This window comes from Aminobacter sp. GW821-FHT11F06, assembly GCF_058808215.1.
Map to the genome: position 1 here is coordinate 146,332 of NZ_JBXARL010000004.1, position 14,143 is coordinate 160,474.

14 protein-coding genes are annotated in these 14,143 nt (G+C 64.0%); 6 read left to right on the top strand and 8 right to left on the bottom strand.

The window, feature by feature from the left end; genetic code table 11:
* Positions 1 to 153 precede the first annotated feature (153 nt).
* From AC1RTB_RS12110 to AC1RTB_RS12125, 4 genes are all read left to right on the top strand, one after another.
* Positions 154 to 915, top strand: a complete 762-nt coding sequence (locus AC1RTB_RS12110; protein ID WP_492878759.1) for a DUF1223 domain-containing protein — start codon at positions 154 to 156, stop codon at positions 913 to 915.
* Between the two features lie 488 nt (positions 916 to 1,403).
* The gene (locus AC1RTB_RS12115; protein WP_395449276.1) at positions 1,404 to 1,790 is read left to right on the top strand and encodes a DUF2794 domain-containing protein; all 387 of its coding nucleotides are present in this window, start codon (positions 1,404 to 1,406) and stop codon (positions 1,788 to 1,790) included.
* Positions 1,791 to 1,925: 135 nt separating this feature from the next.
* Positions 1,926 to 2,435 (top strand): GNAT family N-acetyltransferase, encoded by a 510-nt coding sequence (locus AC1RTB_RS12120; RefSeq protein ID WP_492878757.1) that lies wholly within the window; start codon positions 1,926 to 1,928, stop codon positions 2,433 to 2,435.
* Entirely contained in the window at positions 2,432 to 3,457 is a 1,026-nt protein-coding gene (locus AC1RTB_RS12125; protein ID WP_492878755.1) for a histone deacetylase family protein, read from the top strand. Before AC1RTB_RS12120 ends, AC1RTB_RS12125 begins: the two co-directional genes overlap by 4 nt.
* On the opposite strand, the gene AC1RTB_RS12130 is transcribed toward AC1RTB_RS12125, so the two are convergent.
* A complete protein-coding gene (locus tag AC1RTB_RS12130; protein ID WP_492878753.1) occupies positions 3,458 to 4,009 on the bottom strand; it encodes a DUF308 domain-containing protein in 552 nt (183 codons plus the stop codon). It lies immediately after the preceding gene.
* Positions 4,010 to 4,307: 298 nt separating this feature from the next.
* On the opposite strand from AC1RTB_RS12130, the gene AC1RTB_RS12135 reads away from it, so the two are divergent.
* Positions 4,308 to 6,380, top strand: coding sequence for a putative bifunctional diguanylate cyclase/phosphodiesterase (locus AC1RTB_RS12135; RefSeq protein WP_492879026.1), 2,073 nt, complete (start codon positions 4,308 to 4,310; stop codon positions 6,378 to 6,380).
* Between the two features lie 13 nt (positions 6,381 to 6,393).
* Here AC1RTB_RS12135 and AC1RTB_RS12140 read toward each other — a convergent pair whose 3' ends face one another.
* The 6 genes from AC1RTB_RS12140 to AC1RTB_RS12165 all read right to left on the bottom strand — a co-directional run bounded on the left by AC1RTB_RS12140 (position 6,394) and on the right by AC1RTB_RS12165 (position 11,400).
* A complete protein-coding gene (locus tag AC1RTB_RS12140) occupies positions 6,394 to 7,257 on the bottom strand; it encodes an SDR family NAD(P)-dependent oxidoreductase (protein WP_492878751.1) in 864 nt (287 codons plus the stop codon).
* 37 nt (positions 7,258 to 7,294) lie between these two features.
* On the bottom strand, positions 7,295 to 7,735 hold the full coding sequence (locus AC1RTB_RS12145; protein ID WP_492878749.1) for a nuclear transport factor 2 family protein: 441 nt from the start codon (positions 7,733 to 7,735) through the stop codon (positions 7,295 to 7,297).
* Positions 7,736 to 7,747: 12 nt separating this feature from the next.
* Complete coding sequence (locus tag AC1RTB_RS12150) at positions 7,748 to 8,653, bottom strand: NAD-dependent epimerase/dehydratase family protein (protein ID WP_492878747.1); 906 nt, start codon at positions 8,651 to 8,653, stop codon at positions 7,748 to 7,750.
* A gap of 82 nt (positions 8,654 to 8,735) precedes the next feature.
* Positions 8,736 to 10,367 carry a copper resistance CopC/CopD family protein gene (locus AC1RTB_RS12155; RefSeq protein ID WP_492878746.1) on the bottom strand — a complete coding sequence of 544 codons (1,632 nt, stop codon included), beginning with the start codon at positions 10,365 to 10,367 and terminating at the stop codon, positions 8,736 to 8,738.
* A gap of 4 nt (positions 10,368 to 10,371) precedes the next feature.
* The gene (locus AC1RTB_RS12160) at positions 10,372 to 10,902 is read right to left on the bottom strand and encodes a copper chaperone PCu(A)C (protein ID WP_492878744.1); all 531 of its coding nucleotides are present in this window, start codon (positions 10,900 to 10,902) and stop codon (positions 10,372 to 10,374) included.
* A gap of 90 nt (positions 10,903 to 10,992) precedes the next feature.
* Positions 10,993 to 11,400, bottom strand: coding sequence for a hypothetical protein (locus tag AC1RTB_RS12165; protein ID WP_492878742.1), 408 nt, complete (start codon positions 11,398 to 11,400; stop codon positions 10,993 to 10,995).
* Positions 11,401 to 11,542: 142 nt separating this feature from the next.
* On the opposite strand from AC1RTB_RS12165, the gene AC1RTB_RS12170 reads away from it, so the two are divergent.
* Positions 11,543 to 12,478, top strand: a complete 936-nt coding sequence (locus AC1RTB_RS12170) for a thioesterase family protein (protein WP_492878740.1) — start codon at positions 11,543 to 11,545, stop codon at positions 12,476 to 12,478.
* 66 nt (positions 12,479 to 12,544) lie between these two features.
* Here AC1RTB_RS12170 and amaB read toward each other — a convergent pair whose 3' ends face one another.
* Positions 12,545 to 14,056, bottom strand: a complete 1,512-nt coding sequence (gene amaB / locus AC1RTB_RS12175; RefSeq protein ID WP_492878737.1) for an L-piperidine-6-carboxylate dehydrogenase — start codon at positions 14,054 to 14,056, stop codon at positions 12,545 to 12,547.
* Positions 14,057 to 14,143: the final 87 nt, after the last annotated feature.

Consider the following 14,143-nt stretch of genomic DNA (forward strand, 5'->3'; position numbering starts at 1 on the left):
TAAGAAATTCAGCACAGCCGAGCTAACCCAAGGGAAATGAGACCTCGCTAAAATTTCACCGCAACGTGACTTCCCGTTGAATGGCGCATCTGCCACATATTTCAGCAACCAAAAGAAAAAGCCGGTGACGCCGGCCGAGGAACTGGATTGGTCATGGAGTTTCGCAGATTTTTTCGGCTGGCAGCGTTGGCGCTGGCCCTCGCCGGATTTACCGGCACAGCCAATGCCGAACCAACGACGCGCCCTCTCGGCGTGATCGAGCTCTTCACCAGCCAGGGCTGCAACTCCTGTCCGCCGGCTGACGAGCTGTTTGCCAAATTCGCGACCCGCGCCGACATCGTGGCACTCGCCTATCACGTCACCTATTGGGACTATCTCGGCTGGCAGGACAAGCTGGGGAGCGCCGACAACACCGAGCGCCAATATGCCTATATGCGCGCCTTCGGCTCGCGCTCCGTCTATACGCCCCAGGCCGTTATCAACGGCCGCACCCATGTCAACGGCGCCAAGCGCGAGGAAGTGACAGGCACGCTCGACAATCTTGCCGCCACCGGACAGGGCATGAATGTCGACCTCAAGGTCACCGACAATGGCGACACCTACACCATCGACGTCGGCAGCGCCGATGGGCCGAACAATGCAGCCCATGTCGTGGTCGTTCATTTCCAGCCGCCACAGGTCGTCGACCTGCAGAAGGGCGAAAACAAGGGCCGCAGCGTCACCTACTGGAATGCCGTCACCGACGTGCACACCGCAGGCATGTGGCATGGCAAGGCGCAGCGTTTTGAACTGCCCAAAACCGAAGTGGAAAAGAAAGGCGGCTGCGCGGTGTTGCTGCAGGCGGTCGGCAAGGATGGCCTGCCCGGCCCGATCCTCGGCGCCACCGTCGTGCGCAAGCCGGTCACCGCGTTGTGACGCAAAAAAGCCGACGCCAGCTTGCTGCCAGACGTCGGCTTCAGATTTTGGGATCGTCGCACCTGGTTCTCAAAGAGAACCGAGGTTGGTTCGATCCGACTCAGACCCGTGGGCGGGGGGCTTGGGGTTTACGAGCCGGTGCCGGACCGAACCGTCTCAGGCAACGAGGGTAAAATCGTTGGACATTGGGGCGTCAGCGCGGATAAAAAACGGCAGGAATGTGGCGAGTCATCACCAATTCCAACAACCTGTCTCGCAAACGTTACCTCGACTACAACCCTCCGTGAACCATTCCAAGCAGGCTAGATTCGCTGCCGCGGGTTGCAATTCGGGCGCGAATGCGCGATTCTAACAACGTCGCACGTCCTCTTGGGCGCGCAACGGACGCTGTAGAAGTTTGAGTCTGTGCGTGATCCTTTCCGAAAGATCGTTTTCGATTTTCGGGCGGCATGCACGCGTCGAAGTCGTATTCTGCAAGGGAACGATTGATGACTGATCGCGGTGCTGGGGCGGAGGATGGCGAGACATCCGCGGTTTTGATCCCGCTCCATGAGGCCCGTAGGGAGCGCCAGGATCTCCCGGTGGCATTCGAAAGACGTGAACTCGATCAGATTCTCAGGCTCTACGGACGCATGGTCGCCGCCAATGAGTGGCGCGACTACGCCATCGACCATCTCAGCGACCGCGCCGTCTTCTCGGTCTTTCGCCGCACCAGCGAAACCCCGCTGTTCCAGATCGTCAAGGACCCCAAACTCGCCCGCAAGCAGGGCGCCTTTTCGGTTGTCGCCGCCGGCGGGCTGATCCTCAAGCGTGGCCATGAGTTGGCCCGCGTGCTCGGCGTCTTCGACAAGCGGCTGAAGCTCGTCGAGGCCTGATCTCAACAGTTTCAATATGTTGGGATGTTCGACATCGGGCCATGACCGGACGATGCTTCCGTCCAGAGGCTGAATCTCTCTCGCCACGGCTCGGCTGGCTGCTATCAATTCCGCCTCAACTGGAAATTCAGCCGCATGAACATCGCCACCAAATCAGCCGCCACCATTCGCCCGGCGACGTCAAACGACGTGCCGCTGCTGATGAAGGCGATCGTCGACCTTGCCGAACATATCGGCCAGACGGACCTGATCTGCACCGAGGAAAACCTCAAGCATTTCGGCTTCGGCGAGAACCCAGCCTTCGAGGCGGTGATTGCCGAGGCGGACGGCGTATTCGCCGGCATGTGCCTGTTTTTCCCGATATTCTCGACCTGGTACGGCCGTCCCGGCGTGTTTGTCCAGGATCTGTTTGTCGACAAGGATTTCCGCAGTCTTGGTATTGGCGCGCAGCTTTTGCGGCATGTCGCCAAGCTTTCCAAGAACAAGGGCGGCGTCTACATGCGGCTTTCGGTCGACGAGGCAAACCCACGTGCGCGAGACTTTTATGCCAGGCTGGGTTTTGAATGGACGAGCGATCAACGCTCTTACATCGCCGAGGAACGGACTTTCACCGCGCTGAGCGAATCTACCGGGGAACCAAAATGAAGACTTTCTACGCCGAGGAGCAAAAACGCCACGATCCCAAGGCTTTCCTGTCGATGGGCGCGCAAAAGCCCAATCCGGAAAAGCCCGAGCGTGTTGAGCGCCTGCTTTTGGGCGCGCGCGCCGCGGGTTCCGCGATCCATCGCCCGGCGAACTACGGCCTTGACCCGATCGCGGCGGTCCATACGCCCGAATACATCGATTTCCTGACCCATATCTTCGAGCGCTGGCAGCGCATGGAAGGTGCCTCAGCCGAGGTGATCCCCAACATCCACCCGATCGCCCGCAACGGCACCTATCCGGCGGGTGCTGCCGGCCAGGCCGGCTATCACATGGCCGACACAGCCTGCCCGATCTCGGCCGAAACATTCGAAAGCGCCTGCTGGAGCGCCTGGAGTGCCGTGGCAGCCACGGAAGCCGTGCTTTCGGGTGAGCCGGCGGCCTATGCGCTGTGCCGCCCGCCCGGCCATCATGCCTTTGCCGATGTCGCCGGCGGCTTCTGCTTCTTCAACAACTCGGCCATCGCCGCCCAAAGGCTACGCGGCACAGCGGCACGCGTGGCCATCCTCGACGTCGACCTGCATCATGGCAACGGCACGCAAGGCATCTTCTACAACAGGGCCGACGTTTTGACCGTTTCGCTGCACGCCGACCCGAGCCGCTTCTATCCATTCTTCTGGGGCCATGCCGACGAGCGCGGCGAAGGTGCCGGCCTCGGCTACAACTACAATTTGCCCTTGCCGCGCAAATCGGGTGATGCCGAGTTCTTCGAAGCACTCGGCCAGGCCAACCGCCGCATCCAGGCCTTCGCACCCGATGCATTGGTCGTGGCACTCGGGCTCGACGCTTTTGAAGGCGACCCGTTCGGCGGGCTGTCGGTGACGACGTCGGGCTTTTCGCGCATCGCCGAAGCGATCGCCAGGCTTGGCCTGCCCACCGTCATCGTCCAGGAAGGCGGCTATCTCTGCGATGCGCTCAGCAACAATTTGACCGCCTTCCTCTCTGGCTTTGGCGGCACGAACTGATCACACCGCGGCGCGAATGTGCCAGGCGCGATAAAACAGCAGCAGCGCGTAGAGCAGCATCAGGATGGTAGCGAGGCGCATCAGCGACGCAGCGCTGGTCAGCGGCACGAACATCAGTGCGAGGCCGAAAGCGGCATAGACCGCGCCGCCCACCAGCGTCGGCCACAACCGCGTCTGGCGGTCGCTGTGCAGGAAGCTCGACGCCATCTCGATTAGACCGACGACCAGGGCAAGCAGGCCGACAAGGCTGGCCATGAAGGACAAGGTGAAGACACTGGCAAGCAAGCCACTGCACAAGACGATCACGCCCGCCGCGATCGACAAAAAGTTGCGGGCGAGTGCCAGCCAGTGGCCGATTGTTCGCGGCGCCGCGTAATCGATCGTCGCCAGCCCCAGAATACCATCGACGAGCAAAAGGCCGCCACCGACCATGACCAGCAATTGCACCGCCTGGATGGGGTAGAAAAACGCGACAAGCGCCGCCGCCACGATCAGAATGCCCCGCAACGCCGTCAACGTCGCTTCGAAACGCTTGGTCTTGCCCTCGGCCATGCCCTGCTCCCTTGACCATGGAGCGCCGCGCGTTCGGTTGGACGCGCACGAACGCTCCAGCACTTTGGATCCGCGCGTCTTGCCTTTGCGAAAATCGGTTCTGATTTTCTGGCCGGCGCGCCAGACACCCATTTGTGAGAGATATGCGGTGGATTCGCAACCGGGCTGCAAAGCGCTGGCAGGAGCAATCCGTTTCTCGCGCCACGCGCAGGGATCGCAGCTAAATTAGCAATTTCTTTCATCTTTCGGGAGGAGACTTGCCTGGGGCCGGCCGCTGGCTGGTGGTGAGGGCGTGGCGATGTTCAAGGTCATTTCCTGTCTTGCTTACGAGCATGACTATTCCTTTGTCGTTGTAGCCGCGATCGTGTGCGTGGCCGGTGCGGCCATGACGATGCGGCTGTTCGGACGTGCCTCCGGCCTCTCGGCCCAGGCCCGCCCCGGCTGGATCATGCTCTCGGGCGTTGCCTGCGGTGCTGCGATCTGGACCACCCATTTCGTCGCCATGCTTGGCTTCCAACTGCCCTTCGACGCCGCATTCGACCCGGCCTTGACCATCGCTTCGCTGCTCATCGCCATCGCATTCACCGCCGCCGGACTGCATCTCTCGGCAGTGCCGCCCGCTGGCGTGCCGGTCGAAACCGGCGGCGTGGTGATCGGCATCGGCGTCGTCGCCATGCATTTCACCGGCATGCGCGGCTTCGATTTCGCCGGCCACATCGAATGGGACACCAATCTTGTCGAGGCCTCGATCCTGTTTGCCGTGGCTTTCGGCGCGCTAGCCATGAATCTGGCGGCGCGACAGCGTTTTCGCCACGCCAAGCCGCTCTCCGTCATAGCTTTGGTGCTCGCCATCTGCGCCATGCACTTCACCGCCATGGGCGCGGCGACGCTCGTGCCCGATCCATCGGTGCCGGTGCCGACAAAGGTGTTTTCGAGCGAATTCCTCGCCGTTCTGGTACTCGCCACCATGGCCATCATCGCCGGGCTGACGCTTTATGTGATGGACGCCAAGTCGCAGCGCGAACTTGTCGACAGCTTCCGCTACGCAGCCCAGCATGATCCATTGACCGGCCTGCCCAACCGCGCCTTCTTGTCCGACAATCTGCCGGCAATGCTCAGGCGCAGTGCCGCCGCCGGCAAGCAAGCCGCGGTGATCGTGCTCGACCTCGACCGCTTCAAGGAAATCAACGACGTTCATGGCCACAATGCCGGAGACATGCTGCTGCAGACGCTCGCCAACCGGCTCAAGGCCCTGACCGGTCCCGGCGAACTTGTGGCGCGTGTCGGCGGCGACGAGTTCGTCGCCGTCAAGCAGGACGTCACCTCAAGACAAGAGATCGACGGCTTCGTAAGCCGGCTCGTCGCCAGCATGCTCGCCCCGATCCAGAACAAGGCCAAAACCTTGACGGTCGGCGCCAGCGTCGGCGTCAGCCTCTACCCCGCGCATGCCGGCGATGCCGACGACCTGATCGGCGCGGCCGACCTTGCCATGTACCGCGCCAAGCGCGCGGTGACCGACAAGATCTGCTACTACGACCGCTCGATGGATGAGGGCCGGCGCGAACGCAGCGCGCTCGCCATCGAACTGCGCCACGCGCTGGAGCGCGACGAATTCGAGCTCTACTACCAGCCGCAGCTCGACGTGATGTCAGGCGAGGTCACCGCCTATGAGGCGCTGCTGCGCTGGCACCACCGGGAACGCGGCATCGTCGCACCCGAAGAGTTCATCCCCATTGCCGAGGAAAACGGGCTGATCATCCCGATCGGCGAATGGGTGCTGAAGACCGCCTGCGCCGAGGTGGCCGGCTGGCGCAAACCCTACAAGATCGCTGTCAACATCGCCTCGGCCCAGCTGACCCAGGCCGATCTGCCCAAGATCGTGCACGAGACGCTGCTTGCCACCGGCCTTGCCGCCTCGCGGCTGGAACTCGAGATCACCGAAGCCAGCATCATCGAGGACCGCGACCGCGCCCTGCATGTCGTGCGACAGCTCAAGGCGCTCGGCGTCACCATCGCCATGGACGATTACGGCGTCGGTTATTCGTCGCTGTCGACGCTGCAGATCTTCCCCTTCGACAGGGTCAAGATCGACCGCTCCTTCGTCGAGGACGTCGCCAATGACAGCGCAGCGGCAGCGATCGTCCGGGCGACAATCCTGCTTGCCAACGACCTGCGCATTCCGGTGCTCGCCGAGGGCGTGGAGAAGCAGGAGAATTTCGAGTTCCTGCGCGCCGAAGGCTGCGCCGAAATGCAGGGCTTCCTGTTTGGCCGGCCGCTGCCGCTGTCGGAGATCGCCAGCCTCGTTGGCCGCAGCGAAGCCCCGACCGACACGCGCGGCTCGGCACTCGCCAGCCAGTCGAGTGCCGCCTGAGGTTTATCGGGTTTCAGCGCGCATGCGGACGCGGCGTATAGCCATCGCCCGCGATGACCGGCAGATGCGTCCAGGCGTCGTTGGTCATGCGCATCCAGGCACCAGCGGCAAGCACGCCGCCATCGACATGGATTGTCGTGCCCGACACCCAGCCTGAAAGCACGTCCGAGGCCAAAAACAGCGCCGCTCCCGCCGAGTCCGATCCCTCGCCGAAGCGGCCGATCGGGAACCAGCGCTTGAGGTGCTCGAGGTTTTCCTGCGGCACGCGCGGTGTCGCCACGATCTGCGCCGAATTGGTGGTCTCGGGCGCGATCGCGTTGACGCGGATGCCATGTTGGCCGAGTTCGACGGCGAGGCTCTGGGTGAAGCCGGTCACAGCCGCCTTGAAGGCCGAATAGACCACCGTCATCGGGATGCCGCGGAAGGCCTCGATTGTCGAGACATTGATGATGCTGCCGCCCGCACCACTCGCGCGCATCAGCGGGATCGCCGCCTTGCTGACATGGAACATGTGCAGCAGGTTGACGTGATAAAGTGCGTTCCACTCTTCCTCGGTCGAGTGCTCGAACGGCGTCTTGAAGCCGAGATAGTCGCCGACATTGTTGACCACAACGTCGAGCCGCCCGAAACGCTCGCGTACAGCCTCGATCAGCCGCGCGACATCGGCCGCCTTGCGCACATCCGCCTCGACAACGAGGTGGTCGGGGCCCAACGCCTCGCGCACCGACACAACCCGCTCCGGATCGATCTCGGCAACAGTGACCTTCATGCCGGCGCGGGCATAAAGTTCGGCGGTGGCGCGGCCGATGCCGGCACCTCCGCCGGTCACCAGCGCCACTTTTCCGGCAAGGCCAAGGATGGAGATTTCGTCCGGCATGCTGTCCTCCGCAGTCGATGATATTGGCGCCGAGCAGCTAAGCCGCCGTTTCCTGCGCCTCGTATGTGTGGGTGCCGACGACGACCAGTTCGCGCCTGGACAGGCGCCAGCCATCGGAGGTGCGGGCAAAGCGGTCGCGGTAGCGGATGGTCATTTCGTAGCAGAGGTAGCGGCCAGCCGGATCGCGGAAATAGTGCCGCGCCAGGCAATAGGTCTCGCCCTCCGCACCGCCCTCGACCAGCTGGACCATCTGGTTGAGCACGGCATGGAAGGTCTTGAGGTAGCGGCTGGCGACCATCGCCGGAATGCCGCGGATCTGTTCGAGGCCTTCGAATGTACCGCGCGGCGCAATCACGATGCCGTCTGATGTAAACTGCGCCGCGAGCAGGTCGCCATCGCCGGTATCGACGGCATAGGCATAGCGCTCGGATACACGCCGAAGCGCTATCTCCATGAGCAAGGCTGCCTGATTGTCCATGCGTACCTCCTGCTAGCTGCCGGAGACCTGCGCGAAGACCTCGCGCAGCGCCCGCTGCACATCGTTGCGGCGATAGCCCAGCAGCTTCGTTTCTTCCGCATCCGGCTCATAGGCGAGGATGTTGCCACGCCCGGGCACGATGAAGAGGTCGGGCAGCAGCGGGTGCTCCTCGTTGCGTTCTTCGACCCGTTGCGGGTTGCCGACGGCATCGAACAGCGACTGGAAATACTGCTGGAAGGTCAGGTTCTCGTCACCGACAAGATAGGCCTTGCCGCTCTCGGCGCGCTGGAACGCGCCCCAGATGGCTTCCGCCAGCGACTGCACCGACATGTAGTTGGTGCCGCCCGGCGGCGCGAAAATCGGCAACTCGGTTTCGCCGCGCGCATAGGCCATCAGCGTCTCGTAACGCTTGGTCGGCAGGCCCTGGACATAACCGACGATCGACGGCGGATTGAGGGTCGAGACGTTGAAGTCGTCGGTGGCAAGCGCGCGCACGCCCTCGTCGGCCAGGCTGCGGCCACGCACATAGGCGTTGGTCTCGACCAGATTGGGCATGACCTGGTGATAATAGCTGCCGATATGGACGACGCGGCGAACACCCGCCTTGCGCGCCAGCTCGACGAAAGCCGGCACGCCTTCGATCTGCATCCTGGTCCAGAATTCGTTCTCGTCCGTGCCTTTGGGCAGATGGCGGATGTCGTTGCCGGCGGCAAACAGGATGCCGTCGAAGGGCGCGAGATCGGCGGCGGAGAAGTCGCCCTTGGTGTAATCGCCATAGATGGTCGGATAGGCAGCCATCGGCGTGGTCTCAGGCGCCGGCTTGCGCGCCGCCAGCACCACCTCGTTGCCTTGCGCCTTGAGATAGCCGGCCGTGTGGCCGCCGATCATGCCCGTTCCGCCGACAATAAGGATTTTCACGCGCAATCTCCCAGGCATCTCTCAATGCCGGGACGATAGGTGCGGTTGCGCGCGCGGCATCGTCCGTATCGACTAACTCGCTCTATGGGCGGATGGCGATCTCGCTGGTCAGCGTTGTCTGTTGGGTCTCGGAAATTCCGATATCGATCGCCACCGTCCACTTCCCAGGCACCGGCAGTTCGAGATTGTCGACACGCCAGGTGCCGTCGCCTGGCTTGCGCGCGGCCGCGCTGACCTGTGCCGTATCCGGCTTGCTGAGCCGGAGCACGACGCTTTGCGCGTCGAGCGGGCCGAAATCGCCAGTCATGACAACGATCGAAGCGCTGGCCTTGCCTGCGTGGCCGGGCGCGATGCTGAGGTCGGCCATGGCGTCAGCGGTGTGGATATGGATCGACGCCGGTTCGGCGGCCTCGATCGCCAGCACGCGCGGCGGCGGGGTGAAGCGGAAGCCGGCGACAACGCCCAGGATCGCCACCATCAGCAGCGTCTCCACGACAATGTTGCGCACCAGGCGCTGCTGCGCATCCGCTTGCTCTGCCAGTGCCGGCTTGGTCAGCCGCCAGCGATTGTAAGCGGCGAGAACAAGTAGCGGCGCGACCAAGGCAAGTTTGAGCAGCAAAAGCCGGCCATAGGCGGTCTGCCAAAGGGCCGGGACACTGTCGACCTGGATGAGGGCGAGCACGACGCCCGCACCGATCAGCGCCGCGACCACCCAAGGGATCGTCGCCGAGAAGCGCCGCAGCGCCTCGCTCGCATCGGACGTCTGGCGGAAGGTAGAGCCGAGTGGCAAAAGCGCGCCAGCCCAGAATGCGATGCTGACCCCGTGGACGAAGACCATCGGCCGCGTCAGCCATTGCGGCGAAGCAGCACTGGCGTGGCCACTTGCGGCGAGTGCGGCGCCAACCCCGACAAGGGCAGCCAGCGACAGCCAGCGTGCCAGCCAGCCCTCGGCAACCAGCGCAAGCAGTGCGAGCGCCAACGCGATGAAGGCAATTGCCGCGGTGAAGCCGTAGCTGGTCGCCGCAGCCGCCTGCCAGGCCATCGGCTGGCCGAACATCCCAAGCGGCGCACCGAGCGCATCGAGCCCCTGCAGGCCGAACGAGACCGGTACAGCGACAAGGCCGAGGATGGTGAATGCGGTGGCGGTACCAGCGCCATGGCGGCTTTTAGGCGCGAGCCAGGCCAAGCCAAAGGCGCTGCCGGCGCCTAAGAACAGGCCGAGATAGAGCGCGAGTTTTGCAGCCCAAAGTGCCCTGTGGAGGGCTTGGTCGTCCAGGGCCGGGGCAACGGGTGCTGCCACGCTCGGCGTGCCCACGGCGAATGTCAGCGCACCGCCGACCGGATGACCGTCAGCCGAGACGACCCGCCACGACAGCAGATAAGTGCCGTCAGCCATATCCTTTGCCGGCAAATCGACGCCGACAACGTCCCCTGAAAGCACCCCTTCAAGCCGCGCGGAACCACCGTTCGGACGCATAAGCTCAAGTACCAGCGGGGTCACCGGTTCGCTGAATGTCAGCGTGATTTGCCCCGGCGCCTGCCCGACAACGGCACCTTCGGCCGGTGTCGAACGCAGCAGCGAGGCATGGGCGCTTGCCACAGCCGTCGCACCCAAAAGAGTGGCGACGGCAACGATCAGGCCGGCAAGCCAGCGGCGCGCGCCATCGGGCAGACTGAGCCTGCCTTGGCGATGAAGTGGATGGCGCGCGCTCATGTTCTTAGTGGCTGGAGTGGTCTTGGCTCTGGCCGCCGATCGCATCGACGGCAAATTCGACCTTGACCGTGCCGGCCTTGGCGAAGGTCAGCGTGCCCGAGAACGTCTCACCCTGCTTCACCGGCGCTTTCAGGCCGACAAACATGATGTGGTACGAGCCAGGCTTGAAGGCGACCTCGCCGCCGGCCGGGATTTCGACGCCGTCAGCGAGCTGGCGCATGGTCATCACGCCCTTGGCGTCGACAGCCATTTCATGGATTTCGGCCTTTTCGGAAACGTCCGACTGGATCGAAACCAGCCGGTCGGCCTCGGCTCCGGTGTTCTTGACCGTGAGGTAGCCGACGGCAACCTTGGCGCCGGCAGGTGTCGCGCGCGACCAGGGGTGGCCGATCTCGAGATCGCCGACCTTGAAGCCATGGGCGAGCAAGGCATGGGTCGAGGCAAACAGCAGCATCGCGGCAAAGACGACGATGCCGAACCGTTCTTCGAAGCTGCGGAAAAGCGGGCGCGCGAAGGCGCGGGCGGACATGTTCATGGATAACTCCGTATGGAGGCGCGCCAAAGCTGGTTGGCGCCAAATTTGTCTAAATGGGATCGGTGATCCGCGCGGACGCGGCAAGCGACGTCAGGCGGCCAGCGGCGGGGCGCGTGGATTGCCGGGGGCGTATTTCCGCACCGTCGAAGGGTCGGGCCGCGTCGCGGGAAACTGGACGAGCGTCTCGACAGGCGACGAGAGCGCCAAGGCGACGCCTTCGGGCGGCGTGGAGAGTGCAGCCGAGAGCATGTTGCAGCCGAGCGTGCAGCATTGAGGCAGGCTCGGATGGTCGCTCTTGGCGGGGGCGGTGTGATCTGTCGCCGTGGTGATGCACAGCGGATTGCCGAAGATGTCGAGTGGCGGCGTGCCTTGCCCAAGTGCTAAAGCACCGGCTGCCGTCTGCAGGACGAGCATCAGCGCCGCGACAAGCGCGACCCCAAATCCCCATCCCTTGCGGCGAAACACGACCAAGCGGCCTACCCTCAGCTTCTGCTGCATTGTTAGCACCATCGCGGCACCGGGCAAATCGCAACCGCTGCGACATTTTCGGAAGCCGGCAGCATCCGACGGCATCGTCCGATACGACGATGGTCGGCCCGCACGCGCCCGCTAGGCTGACCGCGAGACGGGGAGGATCGGCATGACATCAGGTTTGCGCGATGTCTGGCGTGGCGGCGTCGCCACCTGGGAATGCGACGAGATGGGCCACATGAACACGCGCTTTTATGTGGCGCGCTGCATGGAAGGCGTGGCGATGCTGTTCGGGCTTATCGGTCTGCCCGGCCTGTTTTCGCCCGGCTCGGCGACAACGCTTGGCGTGCGCGACATGCATATCCGCTTCCTGCGCGAGGCGCGTGCCGGCTCCTCGATGCACATCAGCGCCGGCTTTTCCGCGATTGGCGACGATCGCGCCGACGTCGTTGCGATGATGTACGACACGGCCTCCGGCGAATGCGCAGCGACCTTCCGTATCGGGTTTCGGCACCTCGCCACCAAGGACGGCACAGCCCAGCCCTGGCCGGAAGCCTTTGCTTCACGCGTATGTCGTGAACTGGTCGAGGTGCCGAAACTGGCCACGCCGCGTAGCGTCGGCGCACTGCCAGCCACATCATCCGGCTCGTCTGCCCGTGCCGAAGCGCTCCGGCTGCGGCAGACGGGCCAGGGCTTCGTTGGACCTCAATCCTGCGATCCGTTCGACCGCATGCTGCCGCAGGCTTTTGTCGCGGCGATGGCCGACAGCGTGCGCAACATCATCACGCCGCTGCGCGAACTGGTCGCCAGCCACAGCGAACGGCGCGGGCCCCATTTTGGTGCCGCGGCACTGGAATTCCTGATCGTGCTCGATGATGCGCCACGCAATGGCGACTGCTGGGAGGTGCGCACCGGCCTTGCCCGCGCCGACAGCCGCACCATGTCGATCGTCAACTGGATGCTCGACCCGTTCGACGGCCGCGCCTTCGGTTCTATGGAGGTCATCGCCATCTGCTTCGACCTCGAAGCACGCAAGCTGATCCCGATCAGCCCTGATGCGCTGGCAGAGCTGCGAGAACTGGCGATTCCGTCGCTCACGCTCTGAAACGGGCAAAGAAAAAGCGTCGCCCACTTTCGCAGGCGACGCTTGATGCCAGTCAGGCCTGTTCGCTCAATCGATATCGAACGACACGCCCTGGGCCAGAGGCAGCGCCTTGGAGTAGTTCACCGTGTTGGTGGCGCGGCGCATGTAGGCGCGCCAGGCGTCGGAGCCCGACTCGCGGCCGCCGCCGGTTTCCTTCTCGCCACCGAACGCGCCGCCGATTTCCGCACCCGAGGTGCCGATATTGACGTTGGCGATGCCGCAATCCGAACCCTCGACCGACAAGAAGCGCTCGGCCTCCTGCAGGTCGAGCGTGAAGATCGACGACGACAGGCCAGCACCGACAGCGTTGTGCGCGTCGAGCACGGCGTCGAAGTCGGAATACTTCATCACATAGAGGATCGGCGCGAAGGTTTCTTCGAACACCGGCCCGACCTGGCCGGGCATCTCGACGAGCGCCGGCTTGACGTAATAGGCGCCGTCATGGCCCTGGTCGACGCGCGCGCCGCCAGTGATCTTGCCGCCATGCTCGGAAGCCGCCTTGAGTGCCTTCTGCATGCCGTCGAAAGCGGCCTTGTCGATCAGCGGACCGACAAGCGACGCGGTCTCCAAGGGGCTTCCGACCGAAACGCTCTCATAGGCCTTCTTCAGGCGTGGCACGAGCGCGTCATAGACGCTGTCATGCACGAACAGGCGGCGCATGGTGGTGCAGCGCTGGCCAGCGGTGCCCATGGCGCCAAAGGCGATGGCGCGCAGCGCCATGTCGAGATTGGCCGAGGGGCAAACGATGCCGGCATTGTTGCCGCCGAGCTCGAGGATGGCGCGGGCGAAACGCTTGGCCAGGCGCGGGCCGACGTCGCGGCCCATGCGGGTCGAGCCGGTGGCCGAAACCAGCGGCACCTTGGGGTGGTCGACCAGCACTTCGCCGACGGCGCGGTCGCCGATCAAAACCTGCGACAGGCCTTCGGGCGCATCGCCGAAGCGGGCGGCGGCGCGCTTGAAGATGGCTTCGCAGGCAAGCGCTGTCAGCGGGGTCTTTTCCGACGGCTTCCACACCACCGAGTTGCCGCAGACGAAAGCCAGCGCCGCGTTCCACGACCACACCGCGACGGGGAAGTTGAAGGCCGAGATGACGCCGACGACGCCGAGCGGGTGCCAGGTTTCCATCATGCGATGGCCCGGACGCTCGGTGGCAATGGTGAGACCATAAAGCTGGCGCGACAAGCCGACGGCGAAGTCGCAAATGTCGATCATTTCCTGGACTTCGCCGAGGCCCTCGGAGGGGACCTTGCCGACTTCGATCGACACCAGGCGGCCGAGTTCGGTCTTGGCGGCGCGCAGCTCCTCGCCGAGCAGGCGCACGAGCTCGCCACGCTTGGGGGCCGGCACATTGCGCCAGGTCTTGAACGCCTTGTCGGCGCGCTCGATGGCCTTGCTGGCGTCAGCAGGCGAAATCGAGGTCAGCGCGCCGATCTGTTCGCCGGTCACGGGGCTGCGCACGATCAGGTCGCCGCCGGTAAAATCGGCCTTGGCAACGCCGAGCCGATCGAGAAGGGCAGCGGTTTCGCTGGTCACGTTCATGCTGAATTCCTTTCCTCGTTCCTCACCCACCCAAGGCTGTTTGCGCGTCCTTGTCGGCACGTCGCCAGCCGGGGCGTTATCGTTTCT